This window comes from Cyclobacterium qasimii M12-11B (assembly GCF_000427295.1).
Lineage (GTDB): Bacteria > Bacteroidota > Bacteroidia > Cytophagales > Cyclobacteriaceae > Cyclobacterium > Cyclobacterium qasimii.
In genome coordinates this window covers 1-506 of sequence record NZ_ATNM01000050.1, presented here as the reverse complement: position 1 = coordinate 506, position 506 = coordinate 1, and the positions used below count along the sequence as shown (strand labels likewise).

Annotated in this window: 1 protein-coding gene; it reads left to right on the top strand. The window is 56.9% G+C overall.

Features of this window, described 5'->3' with window-relative positions:
* Positions 1–167: 167 nt before the first annotated feature.
* On the top strand, positions 168–506 hold a 339-nt coding region (locus ADICYQ_RS31115; RefSeq protein ID WP_040414586.1), incomplete at its 3' end, for an ATP-binding cassette domain-containing protein.

The window sequence follows — 506 nt, the reverse complement described above, 5'->3', positions numbered from 1 at the left end:
GCGTTCAACCCGCTCGCCGGAATCTTCTCGCTTTACCGGGCAGCATTCTTTCCCGACCAGCTTGACTGGTACGCGGTACTCATTGCGGCGCTCATGAGCTTCATCCTGGTTGCCATCGGCATCCTCGTCTTCGTGCGCACCGAACGTGCCGTGCTGAAGGAGATCTAGTGGCCGACAATTTTGTGATTCAGGTACGGGATGCCGGCATCCGCTTTCGACTCAATCGACGATCACGCCGTAACTTCAAAGACCTGTTTGCCGGTCGCAAACGTCGAGCTCGTTCCGATGAGTTTTGGGCACTTCGCCATGTGAACTTTGATGTGACCGCCGGCGAAGCAATCGGCGTTGTTGGGCGAAACGGCCAAGGCAAGTCGACGCTTCTCAAGCTTGTTGCCGAAGTCATGCTTGCCGACGAGGGCGACGTGCAAGTCATTCAGGGTGTGGCCCCGCTCATCGAAATCACGGGAGGCTTTGTCGAAGATCTGAGTGTGCGCGACAACGTGTAC